Annotated in this window: 24 protein-coding genes; 13 read left to right on the forward strand and 11 right to left on the reverse strand. The window is 63.9% G+C overall.

The features are described from left to right. Positions 1-43 precede the first annotated feature (43 nt). From HB675_RS22145 to HB675_RS22175, 7 genes are all read right to left on the reverse strand, one after another. Positions 44-802: an ABC transporter ATP-binding protein gene (locus HB675_RS22145; protein ID WP_213881278.1), complete on the reverse strand. Its 759-nt coding sequence runs from the start codon at positions 800-802 to the stop codon at positions 44-46. Next, a complete protein-coding gene (locus tag HB675_RS22150; RefSeq protein WP_213881279.1) occupies positions 799-1,581 on the reverse strand; it encodes an ABC transporter ATP-binding protein in 783 nt (260 codons plus the stop codon). Before HB675_RS22150 ends, HB675_RS22145 begins: the two co-directional genes overlap by 4 nt. Then, a complete protein-coding gene (locus HB675_RS22155; RefSeq protein WP_213881280.1) occupies positions 1,578-3,515 on the reverse strand; it encodes an ABC transporter permease in 1,938 nt (645 codons plus the stop codon). Before HB675_RS22155 ends, HB675_RS22150 begins: the two co-directional genes overlap by 4 nt. A 75-nt stretch (positions 3,516-3,590) precedes the next feature. Continuing rightward, positions 3,591-4,811 (reverse strand): ABC transporter substrate-binding protein, encoded by a 1,221-nt coding sequence (locus HB675_RS22160; RefSeq protein WP_213881281.1) that lies wholly within the window; start codon positions 4,809-4,811, stop codon positions 3,591-3,593. Between the two features lie 139 nt (positions 4,812-4,950). Next, positions 4,951-6,186 (reverse strand): FAD-dependent monooxygenase, encoded by a 1,236-nt coding sequence (locus HB675_RS22165; RefSeq protein ID WP_213881282.1) that lies wholly within the window; start codon positions 6,184-6,186, stop codon positions 4,951-4,953. Between the two features lies 1 nt (position 6,187). Then, positions 6,188-7,246, reverse strand: coding sequence for an aromatic ring-hydroxylating dioxygenase subunit alpha (locus tag HB675_RS22170; RefSeq protein ID WP_213881283.1), 1,059 nt, complete (start codon positions 7,244-7,246; stop codon positions 6,188-6,190). Positions 7,247-7,447: 201 nt separating this feature from the next. Then, positions 7,448-8,149: a TetR/AcrR family transcriptional regulator gene (locus HB675_RS22175; protein ID WP_213881284.1), complete on the reverse strand. Its 702-nt coding sequence runs from the start codon at positions 8,147-8,149 to the stop codon at positions 7,448-7,450. Positions 8,150-8,327: 178 nt separating this feature from the next. Between HB675_RS22175 and HB675_RS22180 the strand changes: the two genes are divergently transcribed. The 7 genes from HB675_RS22180 (at position 8,328) to HB675_RS22210 (ending at position 14,306) form a co-directional block, all read left to right on the forward strand. Beyond that, the gene (locus tag HB675_RS22180; RefSeq protein WP_213881285.1) at positions 8,328-9,041 is read left to right on the forward strand and encodes a GntR family transcriptional regulator; all 714 of its coding nucleotides are present in this window, start codon (positions 8,328-8,330) and stop codon (positions 9,039-9,041) included. Continuing rightward, positions 9,038-10,048, forward strand: coding sequence for an ADP-ribosylglycohydrolase family protein (locus HB675_RS22185; protein ID WP_213881286.1), 1,011 nt, complete (start codon positions 9,038-9,040; stop codon positions 10,046-10,048). The genes HB675_RS22180 and HB675_RS22185 overlap by 4 nt, the downstream gene beginning before the upstream one ends. A gap of 156 nt (positions 10,049-10,204) precedes the next feature. Next, positions 10,205-11,686 (forward strand): cytosine permease, encoded by a 1,482-nt coding sequence (locus HB675_RS22190; RefSeq protein ID WP_213881287.1) that lies wholly within the window; start codon positions 10,205-10,207, stop codon positions 11,684-11,686. After that, positions 11,676-12,611 carry a PfkB family carbohydrate kinase gene (locus tag HB675_RS22195; RefSeq protein WP_213881288.1) on the forward strand — a complete coding sequence of 312 codons (936 nt, stop codon included), beginning with the start codon at positions 11,676-11,678 and terminating at the stop codon, positions 12,609-12,611. The genes HB675_RS22190 and HB675_RS22195 overlap by 11 nt, the downstream gene beginning before the upstream one ends. A 91-nt stretch (positions 12,612-12,702) precedes the next feature. After that, positions 12,703-13,236 carry a Dabb family protein gene (locus tag HB675_RS22200; protein ID WP_213881289.1) on the forward strand — a complete coding sequence of 178 codons (534 nt, stop codon included), beginning with the start codon at positions 12,703-12,705 and terminating at the stop codon, positions 13,234-13,236. A gap of 174 nt (positions 13,237-13,410) precedes the next feature. After that, complete coding sequence (locus tag HB675_RS22205) at positions 13,411-13,560, forward strand: hypothetical protein (RefSeq protein ID WP_213881290.1); 150 nt, start codon at positions 13,411-13,413, stop codon at positions 13,558-13,560. Positions 13,561-13,664: 104 nt separating this feature from the next. Next, a complete protein-coding gene (locus HB675_RS22210) occupies positions 13,665-14,306 on the forward strand; it encodes a TetR/AcrR family transcriptional regulator (protein WP_213881291.1) in 642 nt (213 codons plus the stop codon). Positions 14,307-14,321: 15 nt separating this feature from the next. Here the strand turns inward: HB675_RS22210 and HB675_RS22215 are convergent, their stop codons facing one another. From HB675_RS22215 to HB675_RS22230, 4 genes are all read right to left on the reverse strand, one after another. Continuing rightward, entirely contained in the window at positions 14,322-17,894 is a 3,573-nt protein-coding gene (locus HB675_RS22215) for a molybdopterin cofactor-binding domain-containing protein (RefSeq protein ID WP_213881292.1), read from the reverse strand. Then, the gene (locus HB675_RS22220) at positions 17,887-18,396 is read right to left on the reverse strand and encodes a (2Fe-2S)-binding protein (RefSeq protein ID WP_213881293.1); all 510 of its coding nucleotides are present in this window, start codon (positions 18,394-18,396) and stop codon (positions 17,887-17,889) included. The genes HB675_RS22215 and HB675_RS22220 overlap by 8 nt, the downstream gene beginning before the upstream one ends. 85 nt (positions 18,397-18,481) lie before the next feature. Next, positions 18,482-18,934, reverse strand: a complete 453-nt coding sequence (locus tag HB675_RS22225) for a MarR family winged helix-turn-helix transcriptional regulator (RefSeq protein ID WP_213881294.1) — start codon at positions 18,932-18,934, stop codon at positions 18,482-18,484. 102 nt (positions 18,935-19,036) lie between these two features. Beyond that, positions 19,037-20,089 carry a 2,5-dihydroxypyridine 5,6-dioxygenase gene (locus HB675_RS22230; RefSeq protein ID WP_213881295.1) on the reverse strand — a complete coding sequence of 351 codons (1,053 nt, stop codon included), beginning with the start codon at positions 20,087-20,089 and terminating at the stop codon, positions 19,037-19,039. A 304-nt stretch (positions 20,090-20,393) separates the two neighbouring features. Here HB675_RS22230 and HB675_RS22235 point away from each other — a divergent pair, with 304 nt between their 5' ends. The 6 genes from HB675_RS22235 (at position 20,394) to HB675_RS22260 (ending at position 26,725) form a co-directional block, all read left to right on the forward strand. Next, complete coding sequence (locus HB675_RS22235) at positions 20,394-21,542, forward strand: FAD-dependent monooxygenase (RefSeq protein WP_213881296.1); 1,149 nt, start codon at positions 20,394-20,396, stop codon at positions 21,540-21,542. Beyond that, complete coding sequence (locus HB675_RS22240; protein ID WP_213881297.1) at positions 21,539-22,348, forward strand: alpha/beta hydrolase; 810 nt, start codon at positions 21,539-21,541, stop codon at positions 22,346-22,348. The genes HB675_RS22235 and HB675_RS22240 overlap by 4 nt, the downstream gene beginning before the upstream one ends. 15 nt (positions 22,349-22,363) lie before the next feature. After that, a complete protein-coding gene (locus HB675_RS22245) occupies positions 22,364-23,116 on the forward strand; it encodes an Asp/Glu racemase (RefSeq protein ID WP_213881298.1) in 753 nt (250 codons plus the stop codon). Positions 23,117-23,127: 11 nt separating this feature from the next. Beyond that, positions 23,128-23,769 (forward strand): N-carbamoylsarcosine amidohydrolase, encoded by a 642-nt coding sequence (locus HB675_RS22250; protein WP_213881299.1) that lies wholly within the window; start codon positions 23,128-23,130, stop codon positions 23,767-23,769. Positions 23,770-23,889: 120 nt separating this feature from the next. Beyond that, positions 23,890-25,173: an MFS transporter gene (locus HB675_RS22255; protein WP_256737650.1), complete on the forward strand. Its 1,284-nt coding sequence runs from the start codon at positions 23,890-23,892 to the stop codon at positions 25,171-25,173. A 133-nt stretch (positions 25,174-25,306) separates the two neighbouring features. Further along, positions 25,307-26,725: a PAAR domain-containing protein gene (locus HB675_RS22260; protein WP_213881301.1), complete on the forward strand. Its 1,419-nt coding sequence runs from the start codon at positions 25,307-25,309 to the stop codon at positions 26,723-26,725. Positions 26,726-26,784: the final 59 nt, after the last annotated feature.

Here is a 26,784-nt window from a genome sequence, read left to right on the forward strand (position 1 = left end):
GCAAGGCCTGATCGCGGGCTTCGCACGTTCCTGGGGAGGGCGGTCACATCGTCAAATAAGCCGACCGCACCGCCTCGTTCGCCGCCAACTGGGCCATGCTTCCTTCATAGCGAATCAAGCCCTTTTCCAGCACATAGGCCCGGTCCGAGACCAGCCCGGCAAAGTGCAAGTTCTGCTCTGACAGCAGAATACTTGCCCCTTTGGCCTTGAGCGCGAGGATCATGTGGGCCATCTGCTCGACGATCACCGGCGCCACCCCTTCGGACGGTTCGTCCAGCAGGATCAGAAACGGGTTGCCCATCAGCGTGCGGGCCACGGTCAGCATCTGCTGCTCGCCGCCGCTCATCTGTCCACCCGGGCGGTTCTGCATTGCCCCAAGGTTGGGGAAGAATTCAAACAGCTGCGCCGGCGTCCAGTTCAGCGCTTCGCTGCCATCGGGCCAACGGCGGTCGGGCTGACGACCGACCTCCAGGTTCTCCGTCACTGTCAGGTGAGTGAACACCCGTCGGTCTTCCGGGACAAAACCCAGGCCCAGCCGTGCCAACTGGTACGGCGCCAGGGTGCTGACCTCGCGCCCCATGAACTGCACGTCGCCGCGCCGCCGGGCAAGCATGCCCATCAAGGCCTTGAGGGTGGTGGACTTGCCCGCGCCGTTGCGGCCCATCAAGGCCACGACTTCACCACGGCGCACGTTGAGGTTGACGTCATACAAGACCTGCGCCGCGCCGTACCAGGCACTGAGACCGGCCACGTCCAACAACGATTCGCTGCTCGCCGACGGGTTGCTCATCACTGCGTTCATAGCGTCACCCGCGCCTGTGGCATCTCGTTTTCAAAGGTCTTGCCAGAGCCGAAATACACTTCCTGCACCTGGGGATGATTGCGGATATAGGGCCCGTCGCCCTCGGCGATCAAGCGACCGCGGGCCAGCACGATCATGCGGTCGGCGTAGGCGAAGACCACGTCCATGCTGTGCTCGGTGAACAACACCGCCATCTTGCGCTCCACCACCAGGCGCTTGGTCAAGGCCATCAAGTCATTGCGTTCCTCGGGGCCCATGCCGGCGGTGGGTTCGTCCATCAACAGCAGCTTGGGGTCGTTCGCCAGGGCCATGGCCAGTTCCACGCGCTTGACATCGCCATAGGCCAGTTCGCTGCACGGCCGCTCGGCGTGAGCCTCCATGCCCACCTGCGCCAGCAGCGCCAGCGCCTCGTCCCGGTACGCGCGGCGCGCCGAGCGAAACAGCGAGAAGGCCTTGTTGTAATGGGAGAGCAACGCCATCTGCACGTTCTCCACCACGCTCAGCGAAGCGAAGGTTTCGGCAATCTGGAAGGTGCGCCCCACCTGCATTCGGCAGATATCCCGAGGCTTGCGCCCCACCAATTCATGGCCCAACAACCGGATCGAGCCGCCAGAGGCCTTCAGTTGGCCGCCGACCATGTTGAAGGTGGTGGATTTGCCCGCGCCGTTGGGACCGATGAGGGCAAGCAGTTCGCCTTCATGCAGGTCGAAGTTGATGCCGTCCACAGCGCGCACGCCGCCGAATGACTTGTACAGATCACGTACTTGCAACAGTGTCATGCCTGCTTCTCCAGAATGCGTGGCGCCTTGAGCGGCGCGCCGGAACGAGACGTGCGCCACCACTGGCCCACCTGCTGGAAGAACCCGGCGATGCCCTGCGGAAACACCAGCACCAGCAGCAGAATCACGCCACCGAACACCGCGCGCCAGTAATCGGTGGCGCGCATGATGTAATCCTGCAGCACGCTGAACACACTGGCGCCGACCACCGGACCCAGCAGGTTCTGGATGCCGCCCAGCAGCACCATGACCAGACCGTCGACCGACTTGCCCACCGCCATCGCGTCCGGCGAGATGCTGCCCTTGGAGAAGATGTACAGCGTCCCGGCCAGCCCGGCGAACAGCCCGGCAACCACAAACGCCAGCCATTGCACGCGCTTGACGTCGATGCCGATGGCGTCGGCGCGCAAGGCCGAATCCCTGGCCGCGCGCAAGCTGTAGCCGAAGGGCGCAAACAGGATGCGCCGCACCAGGAGCACGCTGGCCGCCACCAGCACCAGGGTCAGGTAGTAATAGCTTTTGCCGTCCAGCCAGCCGGGCGGCCAGATGCCGATGATGCCGTTGGAGCCACCGGTGACGTCCTCCCATTGAAACACCACCGACCAGACGATCTGCGAAAACGCCAGGGTCAACATGGCCAGGTAGACCCCCGACAGCCGCACGCAGAACCAGCCGAACACCAAGGCGCCCAACCCCGCCACCAGCGGCGCCAAGGCGAACGCCAGCGGCATCGGCATCGTCAGCACCTTGAACAACACGGCCGCGCCATAAGCCCCCAGGCCGAAATAGGCCGCATGGCCAAACGAGTGCATGCCGCCAGGCCCCATGATGAAATGCAGGCTGACTGCGAACAGCACCGTGATCAACACGTCTTGGGCGAGCACGCTGGCGTAGGGCAACCAGGTGGACAACAGCGGCAACACCGCCAGCATTAGCAACAGCACCGCGATCAGCCCTTTGAACAGTGTAGAGCCGGGACGCAACGGCGCTTCCACCGGCGCCGAATTGCGGCTGGTGGCTTGCGGTCGACCCATCAGCCCCCACGGCCGCACCACCAACACCACCGCCATGACCAGGAACTCGATCACCAGCGTCAGCTTGGAGAACGACACCGTGATGCCGAACAAGGTCGCCGAACTCAGGCCGATGCACAACGCCTTGATCTCGGCAATCAATAGCGCCGCCACGTAGGCGCCCGGCAAAGAACCCATGCCGCCCACTACGACGATGACGAAAGCCTCGCCAATGGTGCGCAGGTCCAGCGCCAGGCTGGCCGGCTCGCGGGGCAACTGAACTGCCCCGCCGAGGCCGGCGAGCATGGCGCCCAAGGCAAACACACTGGTGAACAGCCAGGCCTGGTTGACCCCCAAGGCCCCGAGCATTTCCCGGTCCTGGGTCGCCGCACGCACCAACACGCCCCAGCGGGTGCGCACCAGCAGCAGCCACACCAGGCCCAAGACGATCGGGCCGATGGCAATCAGGAAGAAGTTATACGTGGGAAATTGCCGACCGAAGATCTTCACCGCCCCGGTCAACCCCGGCGCACGACGCCCGAGCAATTCCTCGGCGCCCCAATACCAGGACACCGCATCGTTGATCACCAGCACCAAGGCAAAGGTCGCCAGCAACTGAAACAGCTCCGGCGCCTTGTAGATCCGCCGCAGCAAGATGATTTCGACCAGCGCGCCGAACAGGCCCACGGTGATCGCTGCCAACGCCAGCCCCAGCCAGAAACCGCTGGCGCCCATCGCCCCCATCAAGTGCTCTACCAGCGAATAGGCGATGTACAGCCCCAGCATGTAGAACGAACCATGGGCGAAGTTGACGATGCGGGTAACGCCAAAGATCAACGACAGGCCGGACGCCACCAGAAACAGTGACGACGCTTCGGCCAGACCATTGAGCAACTGGGCACAGAAAGCTGAAAAATCCATGACATCCTCAATGCAGCAGAGCTACCACCGGCCGGTCCGCTTGCCAACCAAGCGGGCCGGTCGGCCGAAAAACCGTTATTCAGCAGGCCGCAGCTTGCGCACTTCATCATCCGAAGGCAGCAGCGTGTTGCCGGGCTTGAAGGTGTAGTCCTCCATCACCCCGCCACCGTCCTTGACCGCCAGCTTGCCCACATACAGGCCCCAGGTGGCTTGGTGGTCGATCTTGCGAAATTCCATCGGGCCGTCGGGGGTGGTGACCTTGAGGCCGGCGAAGGCATCGACCATGGCTTCGGAGTCGGTCTTGCCCCCGGACGCCTTGATCCCTGCCGCGATGGACTGGATCGCCGAATAGCCGATGTCCGAACCAAAGCGCAGGTTCTCCTTGCCGTACTTGGCCTGGTAGGCAGCGACGAAGGCTTTGTGGGCCGGGGTGTCGATGCTGTACCAAGGGTAGCCAGTGACGGTCCAGTTCGGCGGCACCTCATCCTTGAGCGGTTCCAGGTATTCAGGCTGGCCGGTGATGATGCTGAGCACTGGCAACTGATCGCCGAAAAAGCTGCGGGTGGTCCCCTCGCGAATGAATTTGGCCAGATCGGCGCCGAACAAGGCGTTGAACACCGCGTCAGGTTTGGCATCGACCAGCGCCTGGACAACGCTGCCGGCATCGACCTTGCCGAACGGCGGCGCCTGCTCGGTGACGAACTCCACGTCCGGCTGGCGCGCCTTGAGCAGCGACTTGAAGGCGCTGGCGGCGGCGGTACCGAACTCGTAGTTGGGGTAGACCAGTGCCCAGCGCTTCTTGTGCAGGCGCACCGCTTCGTCCACCAGGGCCGAGGTCAGCATGTAAGTGGAGGCATCCAGGCGGTAGGTGTAGCGGTTGCCGGCGCTCCAGACAATGTTGTCGCTGAGGGCTTCGGTGATCAGCACAAAGCGTTTTTTCTGCTTGGCGTAATCCGACAGCGCGGTGCCGATCTGCGCATAGAACGCGCCCATCAACACGTCGACGTGTTCGCTGTTGATCAGGTCTTCGGCCTGACGAATCGCATCCCCGGGGTTGGCGTTGTCGTCGCGGGTGATCAGCTCCAGTTTCTTGCCGTCGACACCGCCTGCGGCGTTGATCTGCTCGACCGCCAGTTCCATGCCCTTCTTGTAGCCGTCGGTGAACACCGGCTGGGATTTGTAGCTATTGATATCGCCAATCTTGATCGTGTCGGCCGACCACGCGGCACCAGTGACCAGCAAGGCAACCGCGCCAGCCAACAGGCTCGACGCGGGGAAACGTACACGCTTATCCATGGGGTTCTCCTAGCTGATCAATTCAAGGGCTTGCACAGCTTCAGGGCGTTCGTGGCTCGGATGGCCACTCATGAAGTGAACACTTCATGAGTGAGCAACTCGTGTGCCACTCAGGGCCGTCTTTGATGAAACGGGTGACTCAGGCCGACATCTGCTGCGCCAGGGGGAAGCGCTGCCCGCACTTTCGCGCGTCGTACTCATAGACCCAGTTGGCTTGAATCCCCACCGCGTTGGGATTGAGCCACTGCCGCCAGCGGTAAGTCATGTCGCGCTTGAGCTGTGACCAGGCTGACGGCAGGTGGTAGGTGCGGCCGCGCTCGCGGGCTTCGAGCTGAACCCGGCTGGTGCGCTGCACGCGCTCCAGCTCGTAGGCCTGCAGGGCAAGCGCCAGTTGATGCTTGCCATGAAAGGCCAGCGAGCGCGCCAGCACGTAGCCGTCCTCGATGGCCATGGCTGCGCCTTGGGAGAGGAACGGCAACATGGGGTGACCCGCATCGCCGAGCAAGGTGGCGTTGCCCTTGGACCAGGCCTTCATCGGGTCGCGGTCGAACAGACCCCATTTGTAGATGGCGTCAGGGTCGGCACGTCGGAACAATTCGATCAGGTCCGGGTGCCAGCCCTTGAAGCCGTCGAGCAGCGCCTGCTGCGTGCTCTTGGCATTCCACGACTCTTCGACCCAGGCGGGGCTTTCGTTGACGGCGACGATGTTGACCATGGCGCCGCCCTTCACGTAGTAAGTCACCACGTGGCCCTTGGGGCCCATCCAGAAATTCGAATCGGGGCTGACAAACGGCAGCGGGTGCTGATCGACTTTCACCAGCGCGCGCCAGCACATGTGCCCGGTGTAGTGAGCGGCCTCCTCGCCCCAAAGCTGTTCGCGGATCACCGAACGTACGCCGTCGGCGCCCACAATAAGGTCAGCCTCGAACTCTGAGCCATCGGCAAACAGCGCCACGGCACTGTTTGCCTGTTGGCGCAGCCCCACACACTGGGCGCCAAAGGTGACCTGGCCGGGCTGGATATCACTGGCCAGTACGGCGTGGAGGTCGGCCCGGTGCACGTGATGGAAGTCGGCGCCGTACAGCTCGGGGCAGGAAGCCTTGAGCGGTGTGCGGAACAACTCCCGGGCAGTCTTCCAGTTGCGCCCGACCATGGCGTTGGGCAGAAAGCCGATCTTGTCCAGTTGTTCGTCAAGGCCGAGGGCGCCAAGGACCTTGACCGCGTTGGGGGTCATCTGCACCCCGGCCCCCACCTCGCCGAACGCGGCGGCTCGCTCGAACACATGGGCCTCGATGCCCTGTTGTGCGAGGGCCCGGGCCAAGGTCACGCCGCCGATGCCTGCACCGATGATGCCGACTCGCAATGTGCTGTCCATCCTAGATAACCCCATAGCGGATGCCCTTGTTGCGCAGCCAGCTGCGATAGCGCTGGCCCATCAGGTCGGTACGGTGATGCAACTCATAACGCAGGTCGGCAGGAATACGCTGCGGCCGCTGGCTCTCGACGATGCCGCGGTCCTGGCCGTACACCACGTCGGCGCGCGAGCTCACCAGCGCAGGATCCGGCCGCGGGCTGACGTTCATCGCCGCGCAGATGCGCACGATGCAGTTCACCGCGTCCACCGGCTGCACGGTAAACAAAGTGGTGAAGGTGTCGGAGTGGTCGTTGACCACCTGGCCTTGGGCGTCGGCGTCCTGAGTGCGCTTGGAGAAGTAGCCCACCAGCGGCCGGAACGTGTGGTAGGTGTAAAACGCCACCAGCGGCATGCCGCGCGCATCGCCCCAAGGCTGGAAGACCCGCACTTCCGAGGAGCGCAGCCCGGTGTCCACCTCCTCCACCGTGTAGGGCTCCAACCGGTCGGGCTTGTCCATTACGCCATTGAGGCCGGCGTGGACGAAGGGAAAGTGCGAGGCATCGATGAAGTTTTCCACCGCCCGAAAGCCGTTGGCGGCATAGACATAGGGGCCGCTGTGGACCTTCATGAAGGCCTCGTCTACCCACTCCGGGAACACCGGGATGTCGGTTTCCGGTTGCCCCAGGCATGTCCAGACGAATCCATAGCGCTCAACCGCCCCGTAGGGAAAGGCCTTGGCTTTTTTCATCGGCGGTTCATCGGGGGCGGCCGGCATCAGGGTGCAGGCGCCACTGCTGTCGTAGTTCCAGCCATGATAGGGACACACCACCGCGTCATTGCTGATCCAGCCCTTGGACAGACGTGCGCCGCGATGGATGCACAGGTCTTCCCAGACATGCACTTGTCCATCGGCGCTGCGCCAGACGATCAGTTCGCGCTCCAGCAGTCGCACCGGGTAGACGGTGCCGGCGACGAAGTCGGTGCTGTAGCCCACGACATGCCAGTCGTTGAGCAGGACAGGGTCCTGGCAGCCGTCCTCGGCGGTGACGGGTTGATGAGAAGACACAGCGATCAGGTTCATCTCCACTCCTCGGCTCCCTCGGGAACCACAATTAATTAATCAACCTTTTAATTATTGCAAAGCAGGAGGTATGCCACATTTGCCGTGGCAGTAGAGAGCGCTGATTATCAATGGGTTGGCCGTGCCGGCCTACTGTCACGGGCGTCGGCGGCGCACCAGTTTGGTGAAAGCCTGGCCAAACTGGTGCTCGCAAGTGCGGCTCTAGGCGGACAGGCCACCGACGACGAAACGGGTGACCTGGTCGATCAGCGATTGCCAGTCACCGGGGTCGTATTGCCCGGCAGGCATGCGCTCTTCCATGCGGTGGGTGTCGGAAAACGCGTAGAGGTAGGTCCCCACCATCAAGGTGATGCGCCAGTTGGCATCCAGGTCGCTCAGGCCCGGCACGGCGGCTTTGAGGGCATCCACGTAGCGCTGGGTGGAAGTGCCGTAAGCCTTGTCTCGCAGCACATAGGAAATGTTCGGCGGCTCGGTGTGCAGGCGCGCCTGCAAACGCAGGAAGTGTCGGCCCTGCACGGTGGCGCGCAGCACCACAGTGGGCAACAGAAAGGCTTCGACGATCTGCTGCACGCTGGGAGTGCCGGCATCTTGCAAAGTTTGCAGGTTCTTCAGGCGCTCGTCGGAAATCGCGCTGCCTCGACGCAGAAACACCTCTTCGAACAAACCATACTTGGAGCCGAAGTAATAGCTGATCAACGCCTGGGTGACCCTGGCCTGCTGCGACACCTCACGCAGGGTGGTGCCGGCATAGCCCAGGTTGGCGAACATCTCTTCGGCACCGTCGAGGATGTCGTCGCGCACGTTGCTGGCCCCCTCCGGGCGGCCGGGGCCTTTGCGCTTGGCCGTGGGTTTGTCTACGTCAGGCGCCGTGCTGCCACGGCGTCCGGTCACTGTTTGCGTCACTGTCGGTATACCTTGATGGCCAGGGCGGTGGGTGCGGGTAAATTAATTGAATGTGCGTTTAATTTCCAGGGTATTCACACCCTGCAGGACCAAGCAAGCTCGGTCCTGCAGATCAGAGGGCGTATACACCCGTAAAAAACACTTGCCAGTCCACCCTTGCCAAGCCTATAAATTGTACATGACTAGACAGGTTCGATTCGACAAGAAAACCCAAGTGATCAATGAGCTCGTCCGCCGCATCAAGACGGGCCAGATGAACACCGGAGAGCTGTTGCCAGGGGAAAATATCCTCGCTCAGGAGTTCAACGTCAGCCGCGGCACCTTGCGTGAAGCGCTGCTGGAACTCAAACGGCGCAATTTCATTGCGACGCAGACGGGCGTGGGATCCATCGTCACCTACGACGGCATCTCCCTGGACCAGCGTGCCGGTTGGGCCCAGGCCCTGGCCGACACCGGGGCCAGCGTGCACACGCAGATCCTGCGCCTGGCGCCGGTGGAGCGCGCCGACCTGGCCCCGCGCTTGGGCACTGCCGACTTCATCGCCCTGGACCGCCGTCGCGTCGCTGCCGACGGTCGCGTGGTGTCGTTGGAACGGGCGCTGATTCCGACAGTGGATGGCCTGGAACGGCTGCCGCAAGACGGCCTCATCGACGACTCGCTGACCGTGACCCTCGCGGCCCACGGCTTCGTCGGCGACAAGGGCGACCAGTGGATCGGCGCCGAGCCGCTGAGCGCCGAAGACGCCGAGCTGATGTCCCACCCGGTGGGCAGCGTGTTTCTCAAGGCGGTACGGACCACCTTCGACCGCCGCGAACGCTTCATGGAGCACGTGGAAAGTTTGCTGGACCCCGTGCATTTTCGTCTGCACCTTGCCTTTGGATCTTCTACATGACCGTTTCTGATCAAGATCGAGCCCTGGGCGCCTTCTACGGCCTGGCCTTGGGCGACGCCCTGGGCATGCCGACGCAATCGCTGAGCGGCGAGCAGATTCGCCAGCGCTTCGGCCGCATCAGCGGCTTCGTCGATGCCGGACCTGACCAGCCCATCGCACCGAACATGCCGGCCGGTTCCATCACCGACGACACCGAACAAGCCATTCTGGTAGCCGAACTGCTGGTAGCCGGCCATGGACACATCAAACCCTCGGAGCTGGCGCACAGCCTGATCGAATGGGAAGCGTCGATGCAGGCCAAGGGCTCCCAGGACCTGCTGGGCCCTTCCACCAAGCGCGCCATCACGATGATCCTCGCCGGCCACAGCCCCGAAGAGGCCGGTCGTTTCGGCACCACCAACGGCGCGGCCATGCGCATCACCCCGGTAGGGATCGCCGCCGATGTGCGCAACGAGCAACGCTTCCTGGAGCAGGTGGTGCAGGCCTGCCAGGTGACTCACAACACCCATCTCGGTATTTCCAGCGCCGCTGCGGTGGCCGCGGTGGTCTCGGCGGGTATCAATGGCGCCAGCCTCGCCGAGGCCCTGGAGACGGGCGCGCGCCTGGCCGTGGTGGCGGAACGACACGGTCACTGGATTGCCGGGGGCCGCATCGGCCCGCGCATTCAATGGGCCAAGGCGCTGTGCAGCGATTGCAGCGATGCACAACTGGTGGAACGCATCTGCGACGTGATCGGCACCTCGGTGGCGTCCCAGGAATCGGTGGTGGCCGCCTTTACCTTGGCCCACCACGTGGCCACGGCGGCGTCCAGCAGTTACGACGCGGTGTGCATGGCCGCCAGCCTGGGCGGTGACACCGACACCATTGCCGCCATTCTGGGCGCCATGCTCGGGGCCTGCGGCGGCCTGCACGTCTGGCCCGAGGCGCAGGTCGAACAACTTGACCGGGTCAACCGCATCGACTTGCGCCCCCTGGTCGAGCAGCTGCTGCTATTGCGTGCTGGCTGACAACCTGCCCGGCCGCCCATCAGAACAAGACAACCGTTGCCCTCCCGGGAGTGGCGACAGGGCCTTTCCATGGCTGGAAAGGCCCTACTGACATGGATTTCGTTGGCAAGTCCGCACTGCCCAAAATCAGAATAAACGGCATCAGGAGCAACGTTCATGGCCTCATCCAATACTTCATCGGGTAACCCGCAAGGCGCCGGCCAGCTGGAAACCCGGGGCATCGAGCCGGTCCCGGAAAGCGAATGCAACGGGCATCCGTTGCAGCTGTTCTGGGTCTGGTTCGCCGCCAACATCAGCATCCTCGGCCTGCCGTTGGGTGCCACCCTGGTGGCCTTCCGCGGGCTGTCTATCTGGCAGGCAGTCATCGTTGCCATCCTCGGCGCTGCCGGCTCCTTCGCGGTGGTGGGGGTCATCTCCATTGCCGGGCGGCGCGGCCATGCACCGAGCCTCACGCTTTCGCGCGCGATCTTCGGTGTGCGCGGCAATATCGGCCCGACGCTGGTGTCGTTGATGTCACGGCTGGGCTGGGAAACGGTCAACACCACCACCGCCGCCTTCGTGCTGCTGTCGCTGTGCGCGATCTTGTTCGGCACGCCGGTGGAAGCCAAAAGCGCACCGGCCCTGACCTTGGTATTCATCGCTATTTTCGTGCTATTGACCCTGTGCGTTTCTGGCCTGGGCCATGCGACCCTGCTGGTCATCCAGAAGTGGTCGACCTACGTCTTCGGCGCGCTGAACGTGATCGTCGGCGGCTTCCTGATTGCTCATATCGACTGGACAGCCGTCTGGAACGCCACCCCGGCGCCCATGAGCGCGATGATCATCGGCGTCGGCACCATGGCCGCCGGCACCGGCATCGGCTGGGCCAACGCCGGGGCAGACATGTCCCGCTACCAGCACGCCGGCGTCAAGGCGACCCGTCTGGTGGCCTCGGCGGCCTTCGGGGCTGGTATCCCGCTGGTGTTGCTGATCGTGCTGGGCGGCCTGTTGTCGGTGGGCAATGACCATCTGGCTTCGGCCACCGACCCCATCGTGGCCATTCGCGAAATGCTGCCCACCTGGATGGCGGTGCCCTACCTGATCACCGCCTTCGGCGGCCTGCTGCTGTCCAACAACCTCTCGGTATACTCGGCCGGCCTGACCACCCTGACCCTGGGCTTGAAGATCAAGCGCGTGCATGCAGTGATCGTCGACATCGTGGCGATCTTCGCCGGGTCGATCTACTTCATGCTGATCGCCGACAGCTTCTACGGCCCCTTCATCACCTTCATTTCACTGCTGGCCGTGCCCATCACCGCCTGGGTGGGCATCTTCATCGTCGACATGCTGCACCGACACTTTTATTCGCCCAAGGACCTGATGGACCTGTCACCGCGCAGCGCTTATTGGTACGTGGGCGGCATCGAGTGGCGAGCGCTGGGTGCCTGGGCGCTGGCGATTGTGCTGGGTTTCAGTTTCACTACCGTGTCGACCACCCCTGAACATGTGCTGTTCAAAGGCTTTCTCTCCGACTCCTGGTTTGGCCATAACGGCCTGGGCTGGATCGTGACCTTCATCGTTGCCGGCGGCTTGTATGCGCTGCTCGGCGGCGCCCGTGACCGCCGCGCCAGCCCCCGTGAGGCCGCCCATGCCCGCTAGACTGCTCTACACCGGCCAGGTGGTGGTCGACCTGGTCATGGCGCTGGATGCCCTGCCCCGTTCCGGCGGCGATGTGCTGGCAAGCATGGCCCGGTTTGAAACCGGCGGCGGCTTCAACGTCATGGCTGCCGCCAAACGCAATGGCCTGTCCACGGTGTATCTGGGTCGCCATGGCCGTGGCCAGTTCGGCGACCTGGCTCGCGCCGCGATGCAGGGCGAAGGCATCGACATGGCCACGACCCTGTGCGAAACACAGGACACCGGCTTGTCAGTGGCGCTGGTGGAGCCGTCTGCCGAGCGTTCGTTCATTTCCTATGTGGGCGCCGAGGGGGGCATATCGGCCGTCGATCTGGACGGGGTTTGCGTCAGCACCGAGGACTATGTGTTTGTCAGCGGCTACAGCCTGTTGCATCCCGGCAAGGTCGCGGCGCTGCTGGCCTGGCTGGCGCGCCTGCCGGCCGCCACCGCCGTCGCCTTCGATCCAGGGCCGCTGGTGAGTTCGCCGGACAGCGCCGAGATGCAGGCCGTGTTGCCACGGATCAACCTGTGGACCAGCAACCACGAAGAAGCCCTGCGCTTCACCGGCAGCACGGATATCGCCGATGGCCTGGTCAAACTGGCAGCGATGCTCAACCCCCAGGCGTTGATCGTGGTGCGTGACGGGCCGCGCGGCTGCTGGCTGGTGGAACGCGGCGAGACCCGGCATGTGCCTGGTTTTCCAGTGACGCCCGTAGACACCAACGGCGCAGGCGACGCCCACGCCGGGGTATTGCTGGCCAACCTGGCAGCCGGATGCGACAGCGAGCAGGCCGCCCGCCGGGCCAATGCCGCCGCCGCCATCGCCGTGACGCGCTGGGGGCCGGCGACAGCGCCCGGCAGCGCCGAGGTCGATGCCCTGATCCGGTTGATGCGTAGCGCTGATTAAACCAAGCTTCACTTTGTACCGGCGCAGGGCTGGGTCATGCTGGGCGAGCCAGAGTCCAGCCCTTCAGCCAGCCCCTCAAGGTATATATCCCGTGCCAGTCACCCCTTTCTCGCGACGCCTCGCCTGCACTTTGTTACTGTCCATGCCTCTGATGCCTTTGATGGCCAGTGCCGCTACGGCGGACCCGGTTGCCCAGCACTTGAAAAGCGAAGAACAGCAGGTCGGCGTTGCGGCCTTCACCGCGCCCACCTACAAGCCCGGCACCGTCCACCACGTGGTCTTGATGCGCTTTCGCGACGGCGTCAACGCGGCCCAGCAGCAAAAAACCATCGACCAGTTCCTGGCCTTGCAAAAGCAGGCCATGCGCGACGGCAAGCCTTATATCGAGTCCATCGAGACCGGCCCGCAGACCAGCGGCGAAGGCGCCAGCCATGGCTTGCAGCAGGCCTTTATCGTGACTTTCGCCTCCGAAGGCGACCGCAACTACTTCATCGGCACGCCCATTGTCACCGACGCCCAACACTACGACCCGGCCCATGAAGCGTTCAAGAAAGTATTCCTGCCGGTGTTGGTCAAAAGCAGCTTCACCAGCTTTGATTTCCCGGTGACCGCGACGACCAAGTAGCCAAAAGCCAGTACCCTTCCAAGGGCAAAACTGCAAGAATATCCGTCCTTGATCCCGTAGTAGCGGACCTCTTTGCATGAACCTGTATACCTGCGTATTGCCAGCCTGCGGGCTGGCGCAGTGGCTGTGCCCGGCCGCGTGTTGCTGCCGCCCTCCCCTCGAGGAGTGCCGGCGGTGAAAAAATCGATCTTGAGCGACGCGCGCCTTTGGCGTCTGAAACGCACCTTCACGCGCTTGACCCTGGTGCTGATCGTGGTGGCCATCGCCATCTGGTTCGGTTGGCTGGTGGCCGATACCCTGTATGACCTGACCAGCCAGGAGTAGCGCTCACAAGCGATCCCGAGCGAGACTTGCCATGCGTGAAGTGCCCTGCGACACCTCGACAGGTTGTCGTATGATGCCCGGGCACTTTTTGCCACAGGATCCCCATGGCCACTCCCAACTCAGGCGTGCGAACCCAACAAGCCGAAGAAACCCGCGCGCGCATTCTCAAGGCAGCCACCAAGGTGTTCAGCCAGGACGGCTACGCCGGTGGCCGGATCGAAAAGATCTCGCGACTGGCCAAGTCCAACGACCGCATGATCTATTACTACTTCAGCAGCAAGGAGCAACTGTTCCTGCGCGTGCTCGAAGGTATCTACGCCGGCTTCAACGAAGCCGAGAGCCGCCAGCGCTTCGACCTCGGCGACCCGGTGGGGGCGCTGGAACAACTGGTGGGTTTCGTCTGGGACTATTACCGTCGCCACCCCGAGTTCATCAGCATCCTCAACAGCGAAAACCTGCACAAAGGCCAGCACGCGCGCAAATCGCCGCACCTCTCGGGGCTCTCCGGCGCAGCGCTGAACACCTTGGCGCCGATCCTCCAGGCGGGCCAGGCGCAGGGCCTGTTTCGCCTGGACGTGGACGTGACCCACACCTACTTGCTGATCTCCTCGCTGTGCTACTTCTACAACTCCAACCTGCATACGTTGTGTGCGTTCCTGGGCACCGACCTCGACGGCCAGGGCGCCCGCGATGGCTGGCTGGCCTATGCCCGCGACCAGGTGGTGCGGGGGTTGGTGGTGCGCTGACCCCGTCTGCGGGCTTCAATGACCCCCCGGATTGGCCCGCAACCACGCCACCTGCTTCTCCACCGACGGCCAGGCCGCCTTGTCCGCAGCAAAGTTCGAGCGCAGGTACGCCACCAGATCACTCACCTGTGTATCGGACAAACTGTCCTTGAACGCCGGCATGTAGCCCAGGTCCCTGGTGGCCGGGTCGTTGATGCCCTGCAAGATCACCTTGATCAGATTGTCCGGCCGGTCACTGTGCACGTTGGTGTTGACCGCCATGGACGGGCTCACGCCGAACAGTTCCGGACCGCCCTCGGCCGCCGTGTGGCAACCCTGGCACGCACCTTCGAACACGCGCTTGCCGTTGGCCAGGCTGGCCACGCTTGGCGCCACCGCCGCCGGACGTGGCGCCTTGGCGGCGACGGGCTCGCCTTCCAGGGTGCTCAAGTAATGGGCAATGGCGCGCACGTCCTCGTCGGGCAGCGTCGACAGTTCGCTGACCACCGGCCCCATGGGCCCGGCCGCGACGCCATGTTCGGCAGAGAAACCGGTGCGCATGTAGCTGAACAGCTGGTCTTCACTCCACGGCGTCGGCGCCTTGGACAGGCCGGTCAGCGCCGGTGCATCCCAGCCATCGACCATGGCCCCGGAGAGAAACTTCGCGCCGCCCTGCTCGGCGCCCATCAGGTTGCGCGGCGAGTGGCAAGCGGCGCAGTGGCCCAGACCATTGACCAGATAATTGCCGCGGTTCCACTGGGCATTGCGGGCCGGGTCGTCCTGGTATTCGCCCTGCTTGAGAAACAGGCTGTTCCAGCCGGCCATGAGCGGCCGCACGCTGTAGGGAAACTTCATCTCATTGGACGGCGGTGTGCTGGGCACGGCGGGTTGCGACATCAGATAGGCGTACAACGCCTGCATGTCGGCCTCCTTGATCGAGCTGAACGCCGTGTAGGGAAACGCCGGGTACAGGTGCTTGCCGTCACGACTGATGCCTTGGCGCATGGCTCGGTCGAAGGCAGCGAAGGACCAGTTGCCGATGCCGGTCTGGGCGTCCGGGGTGATGTTACTGCTGTACAGGGTGCCAAACGGCGTCTCCATGGCCAGCCCGCCGGCGTTGGTCACGCCCCCGGCCGTGGTATGGCAAACCGCGCAGTCGCCCGCAGCCGCCAGTTGCCGGCCGCGCTCCAGGGTGGCCGCGCTCCAGGTCCCTGCGCCGGGCGGCGCGACCCGAGGGATCTCCAGGCGCCAGGGCAAAGCGCTCAGGCCGAACCCCAGCGCTGCACCGAACAGCCCGGCCAGCCACCATTTGCGCTTGGCGCTCTTGACCGGCGCGGCGTAGGGCAGTCCGACCGGGTCGGTGGGGTCCCGCGGGGCATTGGCCTGCAACGCCGCCAGGACTCGCTCGGCCGTGATCGGCAGCTCGCGAAAGCGAATCCCGGTAGCGTCGAACACCGCGTTGGCAATGGCCGCCGCACTGGGCACCGACGCCGATTCGCCCGCGCCCAGCGGGGGTTCGCCGGGGCGCGGCATCATCATCACGTCGACGTCCGGCACCTCGGGGAAAGTCAGGATCGGGTAGCCGCCCCACTCCTTGGCCGTGAGGCGCGACTCTTCGAAGGTCACCTGCTCTTTCAACACCCGACTGGTGGACTGCACCACGTTGCCATGGATCTGGTGCTGCACCCCTGCCGGGTTGATCATCATCCCGGCGTCGTGGCCCACCACCACCCGAGTCACCGCCACCTCACCGGTGGCCGTGTCGATGGCGACATCGGCAACCCATGCCGCCCAGGCCGCACCGAAGCCGGGGAACTTGCTGTGGATATAGCGCGCATAGGCAAAGCCGCGACCGCGCAGCACGCCATCTTCGGCGGGCGTCTGCCCAGGCTGGGTGCGCGGCTGCCATTGGGCGCGTTCGGCGGTGGCGCGCACCAGTTCGGCAGCGCGCTCGTCGGGCAGATAGCGCAGGCGATACTCCACCGGGTCGACCCCGGCGGTGAACGCCAGCTCGTCAATATAGGACTCATGGGCAAACACATTGGGCAGCGCCGACACACCGCGCAGCCAGGAGGCGCGGACGATGGGCGCCATGTCCTCGATGCTGACCCGCACTTCGGGGTAGCTGTAATGGGGCACCGCCGTGCGGTCGCCCATTTCGTAGGTCACCGGTACCGGCTCGACCCGACCGGTCAGCAGCAGCGCCAAGGTCGGCGAGCCGTTCGACGGATAATGGGTACGGAAGTCGTAGACCGCCAGGTCACCGGCCGCATCGATGCCGCCGTCGACGTCCATCAGCTGCGCCGTGCCCTTGGGCTCCCAAACGTGCTCCTGCTCGCGGGTCAGTTGCACCCGCACCGGTTTGCCGATGGCCCGCGACAGCAGCACGGCGTCGGCGCAGGCATCGTCGGCGCAGTTGCGGCCATAGCACCCGGACGCCTCCATGCGGATGATCTCGATACGCGCTTCGTCGCATTCCAGCAGCCAGCCCAGGTCGGCGCGCAGAGCGTGGGGGTTCTGGGTGCCAGACCAGATCCGGGTGTGCTGCGGATCATAGTCAGCCACCGCGCAGGCCGGGCCGATGGACGCGTGTAATTGATAAGGCCACAGGTAGCGACGGGTCAACCGCGTATCGACACTGGCCAGGGCCGCATCCACGCCGCCGGTATCGTGCACCACCCGCTCAATGGACGGGTTGGCGCGGATCGCCTGTTCGATGTCGCCCATGTCCGGCAAGTGCTGCTGCCAAGGCTTCCACTGCACCTTGAGTTCGCGGGCAGCCTTGATGGCTTGTTCCTCGCGCTCGGCCACCACGCCGATAAAGTCGCCGATCACCACCACCCCGACCACGCCGGGGATGTGGGCAATGGAGCTTTCGTCGACGCCGATCAGGCTGGTGCCGACGAACACCCCGGTGTCGTAGCCGTCATAGGGCGGCCGAATCACCCGGCCGTGGAGCATGTCGGGCACACGCATGTCGTGGACGAAGGTCAGCTCGCCAGTGGCCTTGGCCGGAATGTCGACCCGTGCCGAGCTGCGTCCCACCAGCTTGTAGTCGACAGCCGCCTTGAGCGGCGCTTCGCCGCTGATGGTCAACTCGATGTGCTGGCCGGCGATCAGCTCGGCGAAGGTCACCTGCTGGCCGTCCGCGCTGTGCACCACCCCGGCTTCGAAGCGCAGGTCACTACTGCCCAGGCGCCCGGCGGCGGCCTGCTGCAACCAGCGGCGCGCTTCGGCGGCGGCGTTGCGCAGCGGTATGGCGGAAATCTGCAAAGTGGCGCTGGCAATGGTCGCGCCCTGATTCGGTGCCCGGGCCGTGTCACCGAGGATCATGCGCAGCTGGTCCATGCGCAAGTCCAACTCTTCGGCGACGATCTGCCCAAGCGACGTCTGAATGCCGGTGCCCAGGTCGACATGACCGTTGAAGGCGTAGTACTCGCCGTCTGCACACAGGGCAATGAACAACCCCTGCTCTTTGGGCTTGAGCACCGGGGTCTTGCCCTTGGGCACCAACCCTGGCGGTGGCTGGATTTCGTTGACTACCAACAACACACCGTTGCGGGCCAGTAGCTCGGCCTGGGTCGGGACAGGCTTGCGCGTTTCATTCATGGGACAGGCTCTCACGATAAAGCCGGGCGGCCAGGCGCACCGCCGCAAGGATTTCCAGGTGGGTGCCGCAACGGCACAGGTTGGCCGACAGGGCGCGGCGGATCTGCTCTTCGCTGGGGTCGGGATTGCGGTCGAGCAAGGCCTTGGTGGTCATGATCATGCCGTTCAGGCAGTAGCCGCACTGGGCCGCCTGGGCCTCGACAAAGGCTTGCTGCACCGGGTGCAGGTGCTCACGGTCACCCAAGCCTTCGAGGGTGGTGATGGTCCGGTTGGCCATTGCGCCGATGGGCAACACGCAGGCGCGTGCGGCCTTGCCATCGACGATCACCGTACAGGCCCCGCATTCGCCCAGGCCGCAGCCGTACTTGGGGCCATTGAGGTGCAAGTCGTTACGTAACACCAGCAGCAACGGCGTGTCGGCCATGGCCGTACAGGTCGCCGGCTCACCGTTGACGGTGCAGGAAATGCGCGTCTGGGCCAGGGTCGAAAGAGGTTTGTTCATGCCTGTCGGCCTTTTTCATGTAGTACTTACTACATCAAAAGGCAAAAAGAATGCCAAGACGCCATCAGCGCCCTGCCGCTGGAAATTATGGCGTCGCGTCCTCGGGGTCGTCGATCATCTTGTGCAGCAGAAACAGCATGGCCACGCGCTCGCCAGGGTTGAGGTTGCTCAGGGTCAACTCGCTGATCTGCCGGGCGCAGGGCACGGTCTGCTCCACGGCCACGCGGCCAGCCTCGGACAGGTGCACGATAACCTTGCGCCGGTCCTGGGCGTCGTGGCCCAGCTCCACCAGGTCACGGGCCTTGAGGCGTTCGACGATGCCGCGAATGGTCGCCTGGTCCACCGCCGTGAGCGCCACCAGCTCGGTCAAGGAGCTGGGGCCGTGGTCCCGCACCGCACACAGGGTGATGAACTGCACGGCGGTGAGCTGGGACTCACCGACGTTCTGCTGGAAGATCGCCATGTGGCGCTGGTAGGCCTTGCGCAGCAAGTGGCCCACCTGTTCGGTGAAGGCATAAGAGGAATCGGTGGAGCTCATGGGCAGAAAAAGTCCGCGACAACAGGAAAGGTGCCTACGATAACGCAAAGCGGCCCCAGGCAGTGCAGCCCGGAGCCTGTGGCGTTTTTCAGCGCGGCTTTTTCAGCGCGCCTTGGAGGCTTCTGGCGCAACCACATCGCCGGCCTGCACCACCAGCTCGTCATCCAGCCAGACGTCGCAATTGCGCAGCGGAATGTCCATGTGGCACGGCGTCTTGCGCTTGCCGCCGACCTCGGTGTTGGGGCCGGTGGAGAACAGGAAGTTGCCATAGAAAGCCCGGGCGTCCATGCACATGCCGTCGTTCTTGTCGTGCAGGCCCATGGCCGTCCACTGCGCCCGTGGCTGCAAACCCCAGCCAATGTGGGAGATACCGTAAACCTCCGGGTCGTTGAAGTACTTCATGTATTCACGCAGGTATTCGGCCTCGAATCCGCCGTGGATACCGGTGATGAAGCCCCTCTCGATCTCCAGGGTGATGCGTTCGCGGCAGTAGGTCTTGAACGGCAGGAGGATGTCGCCGACGTCCAGCACCAGGGTGCCCTCGGCGGTTTCTTCGTTGGGCCAGGTAAACAGGAAGCCGCTGGGCCAATGGTCCCAGCGCCCCGGCAGATCGGCGAAACCGTACTCGGTCACGGATGGATATTGGCCCAGCGCCGCGCGGAAATCACTGCCGGCCTTGGAGCGCACCGTCATCGAGCGCGCCTTCTTCAGGGACTCTTCCGCCGCCAGCACGCGCACCTTGTCGGCCTCGGTGGGCAGCATGCGTGCCAGCACTTCCGGGGGTTCGACGGCCAGCAGGATGCGCGTGCCGGTCTTGAGGATCTGCTCCTGCTCCGGGGAGTGCAGCAGCATCATGGTGTCGATGATCAGGTCGGCCGCTTCCAGGGCGCGTTGTGCCGCAAGGTTGCCGGTCAAGGCAGTGTCACCGCAGTAGGCGGTCATGTCGTTGCCCATGGCCACCGGCGCGTTGAAGGCTGGCAACTCCACGGCATAGACCTTGGCACCGAGGCGCTGGGCCGCTTCCATCGCAGCACGCACCGTGCGCGGGTTGGAATAGTGGGACTTGAGCACAGCGACGCTCTGGGTCGCGTCCACCTTGGACAAGGTAAGCACGTGCTCAAACATTTGCGTCAATTCGCCATCACTGACAGCCATTAGCCTTTCTCCTCTGCAATTCGCCGATTTCGCACCAGCTTGGGTCGGGGTGCATCTTGATGGTGCGAAATTGCAATGTACACGCTATTTATAGTTCAAATCCAAAAGTATTCATCGGCGCCTGCAAAGCACGCGCCAACCTGATTACCAGACCAATTAGTCCGTTTTTATTGGCGATTACCGAAAATATGCGCTTCAATAAAATTTTCATCAAGCCTCTTCACAGCGAAAAAGAATAGTGCATACACTGTAAATGCGTTCCGATCCCGCGCTACTGCGATCGGCCTTCGAGGAGATGACACCCATGGGGTCAGTACAACGAGTCGCCATTGTCGGCGCGGGTCTGGGTGGTGCGGCCGCCGCCGCTTCCCTGCAACAGGCAGGCTTTGAAGTGGACATCTACGAACAGGCGCCACACTTTTCGCGCCTGGGCGCCGGGATTCACATGGGCCCCAACGTGCTGAAGATCTTCCGCCGCCAGGGCATCGAAAAGCAGCTCGAAGCCATGGGCTCGCACCCGGATTTCTGGTTCAGCCGCGATCAGGACGGCGAGTACCTGTCGCGCATCCCGCTGGGCGACTTCGGCCGCAAGGAGTACGGCGCCTCCTACCTGACAGTGCACCGTGGCGACCTGCATGCCCTGCAGATGACCGCCATCGCCCCGGGCTCCGTGCATTTCTCCAAGCAACTGGCCAGCCTCGACGAGAGCGGCAGCGACGTGTTGCTGCGCTTCACCGACGGCACCGAAGCCCGCGCCGACATCGTCATCGGTGCCGACGGCATCAACTCCAAGGTCCGCGAACACTTGCTGGGCGCCGAAGCCCCGACCTACAGCGGTTGGGTCGGTCACCGTGCACTGATCCCCGCGCACAAGCTGGCCAAGTACGACTTCAACTTTGAAGACTGCGTGAAGTGGTGGTCCGCCGATCGCCACCTGATGGTCTACTACACCACCGCCCGGCGCGACGAGTACTACTTCGTCAGCGGCGTGCCGCAAGCGGAATGGGAAGGTGGCAACGCCAGCTTCGTCGATTGCACCCGCGAGGCCATGTTCGATGCGTTCAAGGGCTACCACCCCAGCGTCCAGGCCCTGATCGAGAACGCCGAAGACATCACCAAGTGGCCGCTGCTCAACCGCCAGCCATTACCCGTGTGGAGCAAGGGCCGCATGGTCCTGCTGGGCGACGCCTGTCACCCGATGAAACCACACATGGCCCAGGGCGCGGCCATGGCTATCGAAGACGGCGCCATGCTCGCCCGCTGCCTGACCGAGACCGGCCTGACCGACTACAGCACGGGCTTTCGCCTCTACGAAGCCAACCGCAAGGAACGCGCCTCCCGGGTGCAGGCCGTGTCCAACGCCAACACCTGGCTGCGCACCCAGGAAGACCCGGCCTGGGTGTTCGGCTATGAACTGTTCGACCACCCCCTGACATCGGAGAGTGCCGCATGAGCCGTCTTCTTTACGGAGCCAACGTGCAGGCCAACGGCATTCGCCAGCACTACCTGCGCTACGGCGGCAAGGGCCAGCCGCTGCTGCTGATTCCGGGCATCACCAGCCCGGCGGTGACCTGGGGGTTTGTCGCCGAGCGCCTGAGCGAGCATTTCGACACCTATGTGCTGGACGCCCGCGGTCGCGGCCTGTCCAGCACCGGGCCGGATCTGGACTACGGCACCGACGCCTGTGCCGATGACATCGTCGCCTTTGCCCAGGCCCTGGGACTTGAAGACTGCCTGCTGGTAGGCCACTCCATGGGCGCGCGCTTCATCCTGCGCGCCCACACCCGCCACCCGGACGCGCCGTTCAGCCGCCTGGCCTTGATCGACCCGCCAGTGTCCGGCCCGGGCCGCCGCGACTATCCTGGCAAGCTGCCGTGGTACGTCGATTCGATCCGTCAGTCCATCGGCGGCATGAACGCCGAAGACATGCTTGCCTTCTGCCCCACCTGGACCGAAGAACAGCGAGCCTTGCGCGCCGAATGGCTGCACACCTGCTACGAGCCGGCGATCCTCAAGGCCTACCAGGATTTCCATGAACTGGACATCCATCAGGACTTCCCCCAGAGCCGCCTGCCAACCCTGTTGATGGTTGCCGGCAAGGGCGGCGTGATTGGCGCCGACGACCAAGCCGAGTTGCTGGGCCTGCTGCCGAGCCTGCAGATCGTGCGCGTCGAAAACGCCGGGCACATGATCCCCTGGGACGATTTCGACGGCTTCTTCATAGCCTTCGGCACCTTCCTCGGCCACTCCTTCAGCTAAACGGAAGCCTTTGACATGTCCAAGCTGTACCGCATCGGCCAGATCGTGCCGAGCTCCAACACCACCATGGAAACCGAGATCCCGGCGATGCTCACCGCGCGCCAGTTGATCCGTCCCGAGCGCTTCACCTACCACTCGGCGCGCATGCGCATGAAGCACGTGAAGAAAGAAGAACTGGCGGCCATGGACGCCCAGTCCGACCGCTGCGCCCTGGAGCTGTCCGACGCTCGCGTCGATGTGCTCGGCTACGCTTGCCTGGTGGCGATCATGGCCATGGGTCGTGGTTACCACCGCCAATCCCAGCAGCGTCTGGGCCAGGTGGTGCTGGACAACGACAGCGAAGCCCAGGTGATCACCAGCGCCGGCGCGCTGGTAGACGGCCTGAAAGTGCTGGGGGCCAAACGCATCGCCCTGGTCGCCCCGTATATGAAGCCCCTCACCGAACTGGTGGTGGACTACATCGAACACGAAGGCATCGAGGTCAAGGTCTGGCATGCGCTGGAGATACCCGACAACCTCGAAGTGGCGCGCCATGACCCCTCGCGCCTGCCCGGCATCGTCGCCGGCCTGGACCTTGAAGGGGTGGACGTGATCGTGCTGTCGGCCTGTGTGCAGATGCCGTCCCTCGGCGCCGTCGCCAAGGTCGAGGCACAGACCGGCAAACCGGTGCTGACTGCCGCCATTGCCACCACCTACGCCATGCTCAAGGCCTTGCACCTGGAGCCCATCGTGCCCGGCGCCGGGGCCTTGCTGTCCGGCGCTTACTGAGGATCGACCCGATGAGCATTGATCAAGACACCACAGCTCAAGACAATTACGCAGGCGTATGGGGCAACCGCATCGGCTTCGGCCAGCGCCCGGCACTGCTGATGATCGATTTCATGCAGGGCTATACCACCGAAGGCGCCCCACTGTTCGCCCCCGGCGTGGTCGAAGCCGTGACCCACAGCGTCGATCTGCTGGCCGCCGCGCGCAAGGCTGGCATCCCGGTGATCCACACCAACATCCGCTACCACCCCGGCCACTTCGCCGACGGCGGCATGTGGGTCAAGAAGGCCCCGGTGATGAAGGACATGGTCGAGGGCAACCCGCTGGCCGCGTTCTGCGCCGAGGTGCTGCCGCTGCCTGAGGAAGTGGTGCTGACCAAGCAGTACGCCAGCTCGTTCTTCGGCACCAGCCTGGCGCCGATGCTGCAATCGCTGGGCATCGACACCTTGATCATGGCCGGCTGCTCCACCAGCGGCTGCGTGCGGGCCACGGCGGTGGACGCCGTGCAGTACGGCTTTCGTGGCATCGTCGTGCGCGAGTGCGTGGGCGATCGGCACCTGGCGCCCCATGACGCCAACCTGTTCGACATCGACAGCAAATACGGCGACGTCGTGCTGCGCGCCGAAGCCCTGAGTTACCTGCAAGCCCTGTAAATGCGCCAGGGCCAGCGTTCGTCCAAGAGACGCGGCCCCTTCCCTGTGACTGCCCTTCACGCCATACGAAATGCGACAGCAACAGGAGTTTTACAGATGTCAGTCAGCGATACCGCCAGCATGGACCTCACTCGGGACAAGACGTCCGACACCTACCGCAAGATCATCTGGAAGCTGATTCCGTTCCTGTGCCTGTGCTACCTGGCCGCCTATCTGGACCGTATCAACGTCGGCTTTGCCAAGTTGCAGATGCTCGACACCCTGCACATGAGCGACACCGCCTACGGCCTGGGTGCCGGGCTGTTCTTTGTCGGCTACATCCTTTTCGAAGTGCCCAGCAACCTGGTGCTGGAAAAGGTCGGCGCACGCCTGTGGATCGCCCGCATCCTCATCAGCTGGGGCCTGCTCTCGGGCCTGACCCTGTTTGTCACCAGTACCTGGCAGTTCTATACCCTGCGCTTTCTGCTGGGCGCCGCTGAGGCCGGCTTTCTGCCCGGCGTGCTGTTCTATCTCAGCCAGTGGTTTCCTTCGTATCGTCGCAGCCGGATCATCGCCTTGTTCATGATCGGCCTGCCGCTTTCAAGCCTGCTGGGCAGCCCGCTGTCCGGCTGGATCATGGGCAACTTCAACGGCGTCGGCGGCATGGCCAGCTGGCAATGGCTGTTCCTGCTCGAATCCCTGCCGACCATCATCCTCGGCGTGCTGTGCTTCAAGATGCTGCCCAACAGCATTGCCCAGGCGCAATGGCTAAGCCAGGAAGAAAAACTCGAACTGAGCCGCGCGCTGGACCAGGACGAACTGGAAAACCACGGCGGTCACTCGTTTCGCGATGGCTTCTTCAACCTCAAGGTCTGGATGCTCGGCGGCATCGACTTCTCGATCCTGCTCAGCGCCTACGCCATGGGCTTCTGGCTGCCGACCTTCATCAAGACCGCCGGCGTGGCCAACCCGGCCGACATCGGCCTGCTGGTGGCCATCCCCAGTCTGGCCGGGCTGGTGGGCATGCTCGCCATCGGCGCCAGCTCCGACAAGCACCGTGAGCGCCGCTGGCACATTATCGTGCCGTTCATCATCGGCGCGGCCTCGATGTTCCTCAGCACCTTCTTCACCCACAACGTGGCGGCGACGGTGGCGCTGTTCTCCCTGGCTTCCCTGACCATCATCGGCGCGGTGCCGGTGTTCTTCAGCCTGCCGGCAACCTTTCTCAAAGGCACCGCGGCCGCCACGGGCTTCGCCCTCGCCTGCTCGGTGGCGAACATCGCCGGGCTGGTGAGCAACTCGCTGATGGGCGTGGTGATGGACCACTTCCACAGCCCGCAGATCGCCATGTGGATCTTTGCCGCGTGCCTGTTGCTTAGCTCGTTGCTGGTGGTCGCGTTGCCGGCGAAGACGGTGAATCGGTAAAGGCTTGCGCAGCGCATTTCGGAATTTGCCTACAGACATCTTTCCTTCCTTTCGCTGACCCTCGGACCGGGCACTCGCCCCGGTCCGGCGCCGTCTTGGCCGTCGGTCATCAAGATCGCGAAAGGAACAGGCAATGGCTTATGGATATTTCATCGGCAAAGGTGACAGGACCAGCTGCGGCGGTACGGTGCTGGAGGGGGATGACCGGGTACAGATGTTCGGTCTTCTCCACAGCCGTGAAGGGGATCGCGTCAGCTGCGGCCAGGATGGGCAAACCTACCCGATCATCGGTGGCATTCATTTCATGGACAGCCACGGCAAGCGGGTGGCAGGCACGCTCGACAGCATCAGCAGTTGCCCCTGCCGCGCGAGGCTGATCCCGTCGGCTACCCTGGCGCAATATGAATCGCGCCATGACTCCCCGCCCGGCGCCCGCAGTGCAGCCGCCAGCCCCGTATCGGCGTCTGGGCAAAGCTCCCCACAACCCCCACCCCCCTCAAGCCCCCCTGCCCGCAGCCCTGCGGCCACACTCCACGCCCGCCCTGAACCCCAGGAGCCTGGCTTTTATGTCGTGCCCCGAAGCACCAGCCGCCAGGCCCTGCTCGACACCCTCTTCCCATCGCCACCGCCGGGGGTCCTGCGCAAGTTCATGGCACTCAACCCGGAGCAGCCCAGGGTCAAGGCCGGTACCCTGGTGGTGCTCAGCGACCCGAACAATCATCGCTGCACCCATGAGGAAGCGGTGCTGATGCAGGCGGCTGCGGAGGCTAATGCAGCCATCGCTTCGTTGAGCGAGGACGAAGCGGATTTCATGATGGCGCATCGGGACGAGATCGAGACGTTCATGGCCCATAGCTCGCTGGCAGCGGGTATCGGCGTGGCGATCTATGCCGACAATGTGGCCAACGTACAAAAGACCCTGAAGAAAATCGAAGCCTTGCACACCTCGGCGTTCATGACGGATGGGCATCTACGCTCGCCGGAATTTTTCGCAGAACGGCGCAAACTGATGAATGATTTGAACAGCCAGATGACCCGCCTGACCCGTCGAATGACTGGCTTTCCCGATCATCCCAATCTCAAGCATGCCTTGGGTATCTCCAACAAGAGCCTGGTCCATCATTGGTCGAAGGCCGGCGCACCGGGGCAGATTCCGGGCTATACCACGCATCAACGGGGTGTGGCCAAGGCCGCTTCGATCCTCAAGGCCGGTGGCTGGCTGGCCACTGCCATAGGGGGGGGCGGTTCGGTCATGAAGGTACAGGATGTGTGCAGGGCGGGGATGAGTGAGGCGTGTCGGCGGGTGAAGTTTACGGAGACAGGGAGTTTTACGGGGGCAGTAGCGGGAGGGGCCTTGGCCGGAAATGCATTGGCGGGTATAGGCACCCCTACAATCTGTGCCGGAATTGGGGTTGTGACCGCACCCGCAGGAGGCGTGGGGGGATTTGTCTGCGCCGCAGTGCTGGTGGGCGTTGCCTCTGCAGTGGGAGGGTTAATCGGCAGTCAGGTAGGCGAGCGCATAGGTGAAATCATCCATGAGGTCGCGCAATGAGTGGCTATGACATTTTTGTCCTCGGGGTGGGCGCCGTTGTTTTAGCCATTCACATACCA

This window comes from Pseudomonas sp. dw_358 (genome assembly GCF_018449655.1).
GTDB lineage: Bacteria > Pseudomonadota > Gammaproteobacteria > Pseudomonadales > Pseudomonadaceae > Aquipseudomonas.